Source organism: uncultured Caballeronia sp., from assembly GCF_964243625.1.
In the GTDB taxonomy this organism is placed as follows: domain Bacteria; phylum Pseudomonadota; class Gammaproteobacteria; order Burkholderiales; family Burkholderiaceae; genus Caballeronia.
Genome location: NZ_CAXTGZ010000299.1, coordinates 1 through 7,147, shown reverse-complemented (window position 1 = coordinate 7,147; position 7,147 = coordinate 1). Strand labels below are relative to the sequence as shown.

Genomic DNA, 7,147 nt, shown 5'->3' with positions numbered 1-7,147 from the left:
CGCTTTCGCAATCCATCCTGCTCGACATCAACCCGCGCGAAAAGCAAGGCCAGGCGATGGCCGTCTGGGGCATGGGCGTGATGGTCGGGCCGATCCTCGGGCCAACGCTCGGCGGATGGCTCACCGACAGCTACAACTGGCGCTGGGTGTTTTTCATCAATGTGCCCATCGGCGCGTTTGCGCTGTTTGGCGTGCTGACGTTCCTGCCGGCGCGCGCCGCGAAGCACGGCGTGAAGTTCGATGCCTTCGGCTTCGCCACGCTCGGTCTCGCGATCGGTGCATTCCAGGCGATGCTCGATCGCGGCGAGCAACTCGACTGGTTCGGCTCGCTCGAGATCCGCATCGAAGCGATTCTGGCTTTGCTCAGTTTCATCTTTTTCCTGGCGCATACCGCGACGGCCGGCAAACGTTCGTTCTTCAAATATGAATTGTTGAAGGACAGGAACTTCGCGACCGGGGTATTTTTCATCTTCGTGATCGGCGCCGTGATGTACGCGACGCGTGCGCTCTTGCCGCCGATGCTGCAGAACCTCATGAACTATCCGGTGGCAACCACCGGCCTTGTCACGGCGCCCAGCGGCGCCGGAACGATGCTCGCCATGATGATCGCAGGCCGCATGCTGCGACGCACCGATGCACGGCTTCTGTTACTCGCGGGCTTCCTGATATCGGCGTTCGCGTTATGGCAGATGATGCAATACACGCTGGTGCTGTCGGTGTCCGACATCGTCTGGCCGGGTGTGATCCAGGGCTTTGGACTGGGCTTCGTATTCGTGCCGCTGAGCGCGCTGACGTTCTCGACCTTGACGCCCGAGCTTCGCGCCGATGGCACCGCGACCTACAGCCTGATGCGCAACATTGGCAGCAGTATCGGCATTTCGATTGTGCAGACCATGATGACGCGCAACACGCAGGTCGCGCACGCGGATCTTGCGGCGAACGTGAACGTCTTCAATCCATCGATGCAACCCATGCTTGAAACCGGGTCGCAGATGAGTCTCGCGTTGATGGACCAGTCGATCAACCAGCAGGCGCAGATGATCGCCTACCTGAACGACTTCAAGCTGATGTTCGTCGCAACGTTGCTAGTCGTGCCGCTCGTGTTGCTGATCCGTCCGGCGCGACCGATTCCGGGCGAAACCCTCGTGCACGCGGCCGCAGATTAGAACTACCTGATGGAAGAATCGCGAGCGAGATCGCGCTGTGTCAGGTACACGCGCAGGTCGAATTCAATCTGGTGATACCCCGGCTGCATGAATTCACACAGCCGGTAAAACGCCTTGTTGTGATCGCTTTCCTTCAGATGCGCGAGTTCGTGCACGACGATCATGCGCAGGAATTCCGGCGGCGTTTCCTTGAACAGCGACGCCACGCGAATCTCCTTCTTCGCCTTCAGCTTGCCGCCTTGAACACGCGATATCGCCGTATGCAGGCCGAGCGCGTGCCGCAGCACGTCGAGCTTGGCGTCGTACATGACCTTGTCGATGGCCGGCGCCACGCGCAGGAACTCCTGCTTCAACTCGGTCGTGTATTCATACAGCGCGCGGTCGGACTGCACCGCATGCCGATGCGGATATCGATCAGCGAGGTACATGCCGAGCTTGTCGTCGGCGATCAGTTTGCGGACCTTGTCCTGAAGCGTTTCCGGGTACGCGCTCAGGTATTTCAGAGGAAGCATGGCGAGACCCGCTACTTAGTTAGTACGCTGCGTGCTCCACAAGATACACGCGATCAAAGCGAGCTGAAGCGGCAGGCGTGCGATGAGCGCCCACACGGGAACGCCGGGAAAGAGTTCGGCGTGCTGGAGCATGAAGACGTTGGCCGGCGTCACCGCGATCGTCAAAAGCGTCAGCCCGATTCCCGCCATGCGGCGCGTGCGTCTGATCGTGATGCCGGCGGCGCCGAGCAATTCGAACACGCCGCTGACGATCACGGCCAGGATGGGCGCGGGCACGAACGGCGGCACGATCTTCACAAACGACGGCATGAGGAGAAAGTGGCAGACGCCGCCGATCGCGAACCAGAGGAACACGAATGTCAGGGCGAGACGTCGTGCGACGGACATTGGCGGCGATGCAATGCTCGATAAACCCATGAGGCACCCGGCAGAAAAAGCAGGAAGGGGATTGCCCTGTGCATTGCGCGGCGATTTACACGGCGTCTTACACGGCGTCTTACACGATACCCGCACGCAAAAATCAGCCCCAAACAAAAAACCGCCCAGCAAGCTGGGCGGTTTTGGCCTTGGTTTAACAAGGAAATTCTGGTCGGGGTGAGAGGATTCGAACCTCCGGCCTCTACGTCCCGAACGTAGCGCTCTACCAGGCTAAGCTACACCCCGAAAATTTACTCAGAGACGGTTCGTTTCCTTTTCAGGACTGTCTCGCCGTCGAGTAAGAACATAATTCTAGCAGGCTCTCTTTGAAAATGGAATCCGGAAACGAAGAAATTGCATTCGCGGCCGCTTGCGCTTCCTGACGTGCACATTTCAGCGTGTGATCGAGCGCGCCCGACGTGGTGATGGCTTCGAAAATGGTATCGAATTTGTCGGTCCCGCCTTGCTCGATAGCCTCGCGAGCCAACGCCGCCTGTTCCGCCGTGCCGTGCTCCATCAAATAGATGAGCGGCAACGTGGGTTTGCCTTCGCGCAGATCGTCGCCGGCGTTCTTGCCCATGGATTCCGCCGTGCCCGTGTAGTCGAGCCAGTCGTCCATGATCTGGAATGCCGTGCCGATGCGCCGTCCGAATTCCGCCGCCGCGGCTTCCGTCTTTGCATCCGATCCGGAGAGCACTGCGCCGAGCTGCGCCGCCGCTTCGAAAAGCTTTGCCGTCTTGTAGCGGATCACCTGCATGTAGCGCGCTTCGTCGACATCCGGATCGTGCATGTTCAGCAACTGCAGCACTTCGCCTTCGGAGATCACGTTGGTCGCAACCGACAGGATTTCCATCACGCGCATCTTGCCCACGCCGACCATCATCTCGAACGAACGCGAATACAGGAAATCGCCGACCAGCACGCTCGCCGCGTTGCCGAAGATCGCGTTCGCGGTCTTGCGGCCGCGCCGGAGATCGGATTCGTCGACGACGTCATCGTGCAGCAGGGTCGCCGTATGAATGAACTCGACGACTGCGGCCAGTTCGTGCCGATGGCCGGTCTTGTCGCCGAGCGCGCCCGACACCAGAAGCAGCAGCGCGGGACGAAGCCGTTTGCCGCCGGCCCCGATGATGTACTCGGAAATCTGGTTGATCAGCATCACTTCGGATGCCAGGCGCTGCCGGATGACGCGATTGACCTGCTGCATGTCCTCGGCGATAGGCTCGAGCACGTTGGCGGCGTTTGGGGAGGAAGTGGCTGTGGACGACATGATCGGCAATTAGGGTAGTGCCGCGAATTATAAGGCGAATCGGCCGATCGACGCCTCTAATAGACGCCTTGGACCATCCAGCCTCGCTTCACGTGCGGCATGACGCGGTAATGATCAGGATAATATTGCGTTCGCCTCGGGTGCCTCGCATCCCCCCGCGCCCCGTCCTGGCACAGCGGCGGCGCATTTTCGCGACGAACAAGGGTTTTGACGGAGAGCCTAACTCTCTGTATAATCACGCGTTTTCGCGCACGGTGTGCGGAAAAATGAATTCAGAGTGAGGTTCTCAATGTACGCGGTCATAAAAACCGGTGGCAAGCAGTATAAAGTTGCTGTCGGCGAAAAATTGAAAGTAGAACAGATACCGGCAGACATTGACGCTGAAATCACGCTCGACCAGGTTCTCGCAGTAGGCGAAGGTGAATCGATTCAGTTCGGTGCACCGCTGGTCAGTGGGGCTTCCGTCACATGTACCGTCGTGTCCCAAGGTCGTCACAAGAAGGTCACGATCTTCAAGATGCGTCGCCGGAAGCACTACCAAAAGCACGCTGGCCATCGCCAGAACTATACCGAATTGCGTATCGACGCCATCAACGCTGCTTAAGCGTCGAGTCGATAAGCTAAACGGTCAAGGAGCTATCAAATGGCACACAAAAAAGCAGGCGGGTCATCCCGCAATGGTCGCGACTCTGAATCAAAGCGCCTCGGCGTGAAGGTTTATGGCGGCCAGGCAATCAACGCAGGCGGCATCATTGTTCGCCAGCGCGGCACGCGCATGCACCCGGGCGACAACGTCGGCATTGGCAAGGATCACACCTTGTTCGCGCTGACGGACGGCCACGTCACGTTCACGACGAAGGGCGCAGCAAAGAAGCATCTGGTCAACGTCGTCCCGGCTGCCTAAGTAAGATTCAGGCACGGGCTTCAGGACCGGAACAGGCCCCGCGAAGTTCGCGGGGCTTTTTTTATTGGCTGATTTTTTCGACCAGCCAAGTAGTGACATATATCGAATGGTCTAGTGGCTGGCATCGGCTGGTCGCGGCAAAATAGCGGAACACCGCTGAAACACGGGACGGAGCAACTCATGAAGTTCATTGACGAAGCGAGAATTGAAGTCATCGCCGGCGACGGAGGGGATGGCAGCGCGTCGATGCGGCGCGAGAAGTTCGTCCCGTTCGGCGGACCGGACGGCGGCGACGGCGGCCGGGGCGGCAGCGTGTACGCGGTCGCGGATCGCAACATCAACACGCTGATCGACTATCGTTACGCTAAGAAACACCAGGCGCGCAACGGCGAAAACGGCCGCGGCGCTGACTGTTACGGCAAGGGCGGCGACGACATCATCCTGCGCATGCCGGTCGGCACGATCATCGCGGATACGGAAACGGGCGAGCTGATCGCCGATCTGACCGAGCACAACCAGAGCGTGTTGATTGCGCATGGCGGCGCGGGCGGTCTCGGCAACCTGCATTTCAAGTCGAGCACGAACCGCGCGCCGCGCCAGAAAACTGAAGGCAAGCCCGGCGACCGGCGCATGCTGCGTCTCGAGCTGAAAGTGCTGGCCGACGTCGGTCTGCTCGGCATGCCGAACGCCGGCAAGTCGACATTTATCTCATCCGTGTCGAATGCGCGGCCGAAAATCGCCGATTATCCGTTCACCACGCTCGCGCCGAATCTCGGCGTGGTGCGCGTCGGGCCGGAAAAGAGCTTTGTGATCGCGGACATTCCGGGCCTGATCGAAGGTGCGGCGGAAGGCGCGGGGCTCGGTCACCGGTTCCTGCGGCACTTGCAGCGCACGGGCGTGCTGCTGCATCTCGTGGATCTGGCCCCGTTCGACGAAGCCGTCGACCCGGTTCAGGAAGCGCGTGCGATCGTCAACGAACTGCGCAAGTACGACGAAGCGCTGTACGAAAAACCACGCTGGCTGGTGCTCAACAAGCTGGATATGGTTCCGGACGACGAGCGCAAGGCGCGCGTGGCGGACTTCATCAAGCGTTATGAATGGGACGGTCCGGTGTTCGAAATCTCGGCGCTGACCGGCCAGGGCTGCGAAGGCCTGACGTACGCCATCTTCGACTACATCTCGAAGAACTCGGACGCATCGCGTGCGGCGGAAGCCGAAGACCTCGCCGCCGACGTGCGTTTCCGCGACGAGCCCGCAGTCGCGGCGCCTCAGCCAGCGCCGGAAATCGACGAAGACGAAGACGAAAACGAAGCGTAAGAAAAGCCAGGCCCGTGGTGTATCGAGGAGAAATGCGTCAGATGCGTTCCGTCATAGCCGCTTCGAAGCGACTCGTAGTGAAAGTGGGATCGAGCCTCGTGACAAACGATGGCCGCGGGCTCGATCATGCAGCCATCGCGCGCTGGGCCGCGCAGATCGCAGCGTTGCGCGCTCAGGGCAAGGAAGTCGTGCTGGTCAGTTCGGGCGCGATTGCCGAAGGGATTCATCGGCTGGGCTGGACAAAGCGGCCGCGTGAAATCGACGAGTTGCAGGCCGCCGCGGCAGTCGGGCAAATGGGGCTGGCGCAGGTCTACGAAAGCAGTTTCGGCAAGCACGGCATCCGGACCGCACAAATTCTGCTCACGCATGCCGATCTGGCCGATCGCGAACGTTATCTGAACGCACGCTCAACGCTCCTGACCTTGCTGCGCCTGGGTTGCGTGCCGATCATCAATGAAAATGACACCGTCATCACCGACGAAATCAAATTCGGCGACAACGACACGCTCGGCGCGCTCGTGGCGAATCTGATTGAAGGCGACGCGCTGATCATCCTCACCGATCAGCGCGGTCTGTTCACCGCCGATCCGCGTCACGATCCATCGGCGACTTTGGTCGAACAAGCCGATGCCGGCACGCCGGAACTCGAAGCCATGGCGGGGGGCGCGGGGTCTAGCCTCGGGCGCGGCGGCATGCTGACCAAGATTCTTGCGGCAAAGCGCGCGGCGCACAGTGGCGCGAATACCGTGATTGCGAGCGGGCGAGAGTCGGATGTCCTGACGCGACTCGCTTCGGGCGAGATGATCGGTACGCAACTCGTTGCCCGGACGGCGCGGATTGCGGCGCGAAAGCAATGGATGGCCGATCACCTGCAGGTGCGCGGACACGTGGTTATCGACAACGGCGCGGTCGAGAAGCTCACGGCGGGCGGCAAAAGCCTGCTGCCAATCGGTGTGATCGATGTCCACGGCGCGTTCGCGCGTGGCGAAGTGATCGCGTGCATGAATCCGGCCGGACACGAAGTGGCGCGCGGCATTACGAATTACAGCAGCTCGGAGGCGCGGCTGATCCAGCGCAAACCAAGCGGCGAGATCGAAACGGTGCTCGGCTACATGCTGGAGCCGGAGCTCATTCATCGCGACAATCTGGTCCTTGCCTGACCGGTCGACCACGAAAAAAGCCGCCAACTGGCGGCTTTTTCATTTAACGCGACGCTTAGTGGTAGTTCGATACCGCTGTCCGTTTCATCTGAATATTTGACAAGATTTGCTGTGCCGTTCCCGTCGGCAGTTTGTTTGCACAGAAATAATCCTGATACAGCGCCGAGTGATATGAATTCAGCTCGCCGGTTTCAATGCGCGCAAAGTCCCGTTCCACCGCACGATCCCAACCTGTCTGGTCCTCGTTGATGCTCGCGTAGAGGCGCCAGTTGAAGTTGTCGCAGCGGATCCCTTCGTAGTTCACGTTGCGCGCGCCGGCCGGACTTTGCACCACGACCGTGTAGCGAATCACGCCGTCATCGCCGACGCTGAGCGATTTTTTATCGATGAAAAAACTGAGC

The 7,147-nt window shown here is 60.1% G+C and carries 9 protein-coding genes and 1 tRNA gene; 5 read left to right on the top strand and 5 right to left on the bottom strand.

Translation table 11 applies throughout. The annotated features are described in order from the left end of the window. A partial coding sequence (locus ACFFAR_RS19555; RefSeq protein WP_375508302.1) for a DHA2 family efflux MFS transporter permease subunit occupies window positions 1-1,166 on the top strand: 1,166 nt, incomplete at its 5' end. A 2-nt stretch (window positions 1,167-1,168) separates the two neighbouring features. Here the strand turns inward: ACFFAR_RS19555 and ACFFAR_RS19550 are convergent. From ACFFAR_RS19550 to ACFFAR_RS19535, 4 genes are all read right to left on the bottom strand, one after another. Further along, entirely contained in the window at window positions 1,169-1,678 is a 510-nt protein-coding gene (locus tag ACFFAR_RS19550) for a M48 family metallopeptidase (protein WP_375508301.1), read from the bottom strand. A gap of 15 nt (window positions 1,679-1,693) precedes the next feature. Continuing rightward, window positions 1,694-2,095 (bottom strand): hypothetical protein, encoded by a 402-nt coding sequence (locus ACFFAR_RS19545; protein WP_231941275.1) that lies wholly within the window; start codon window positions 2,093-2,095, stop codon window positions 1,694-1,696. Between the two features lie 169 nt (window positions 2,096-2,264). After that, window positions 2,265-2,341, bottom strand: a tRNA-Pro gene (locus ACFFAR_RS19540). Between the two features lie 31 nt (window positions 2,342-2,372). After that, window positions 2,373-3,365 carry a polyprenyl synthetase family protein gene (locus ACFFAR_RS19535; protein ID WP_062000297.1) on the bottom strand — a complete coding sequence of 331 codons (993 nt, stop codon included), beginning with the start codon at window positions 3,363-3,365 and terminating at the stop codon, window positions 2,373-2,375. A gap of 289 nt (window positions 3,366-3,654) precedes the next feature. On the opposite strand from ACFFAR_RS19535, the gene rplU reads away from it, so the two are divergent. The 4 genes from rplU (at window position 3,655) to proB (ending at window position 6,746) form a co-directional block, all read left to right on the top strand. Further along, window positions 3,655-3,969 (top strand): 50S ribosomal protein L21, encoded by a 315-nt coding sequence (gene rplU, locus ACFFAR_RS19530; RefSeq protein WP_056354755.1) that lies wholly within the window; start codon window positions 3,655-3,657, stop codon window positions 3,967-3,969. 39 nt (window positions 3,970-4,008) lie between these two features. After that, window positions 4,009-4,269: a 50S ribosomal protein L27 gene (gene rpmA / locus ACFFAR_RS19525; protein WP_056354760.1), complete on the top strand. Its 261-nt coding sequence runs from the start codon at window positions 4,009-4,011 to the stop codon at window positions 4,267-4,269. A 180-nt stretch (window positions 4,270-4,449) separates the two neighbouring features. Continuing rightward, window positions 4,450-5,586: an Obg family GTPase CgtA gene (cgtA, locus tag ACFFAR_RS19520; protein ID WP_174365334.1), complete on the top strand. Its 1,137-nt coding sequence runs from the start codon at window positions 4,450-4,452 to the stop codon at window positions 5,584-5,586. Between the two features lie 41 nt (window positions 5,587-5,627). After that, the gene (gene proB / locus ACFFAR_RS19515) at window positions 5,628-6,746 is read left to right on the top strand and encodes a glutamate 5-kinase (protein ID WP_062170250.1); all 1,119 of its coding nucleotides are present in this window, start codon (window positions 5,628-5,630) and stop codon (window positions 6,744-6,746) included. 55 nt (window positions 6,747-6,801) lie between these two features. Here the strand turns inward: proB and ACFFAR_RS19510 are convergent. After that, window positions 6,802-7,147 (bottom strand): CNP1-like family protein (locus ACFFAR_RS19510; RefSeq protein WP_375508300.1); only part of this gene is annotated, 346 nt, incomplete at its 5' end.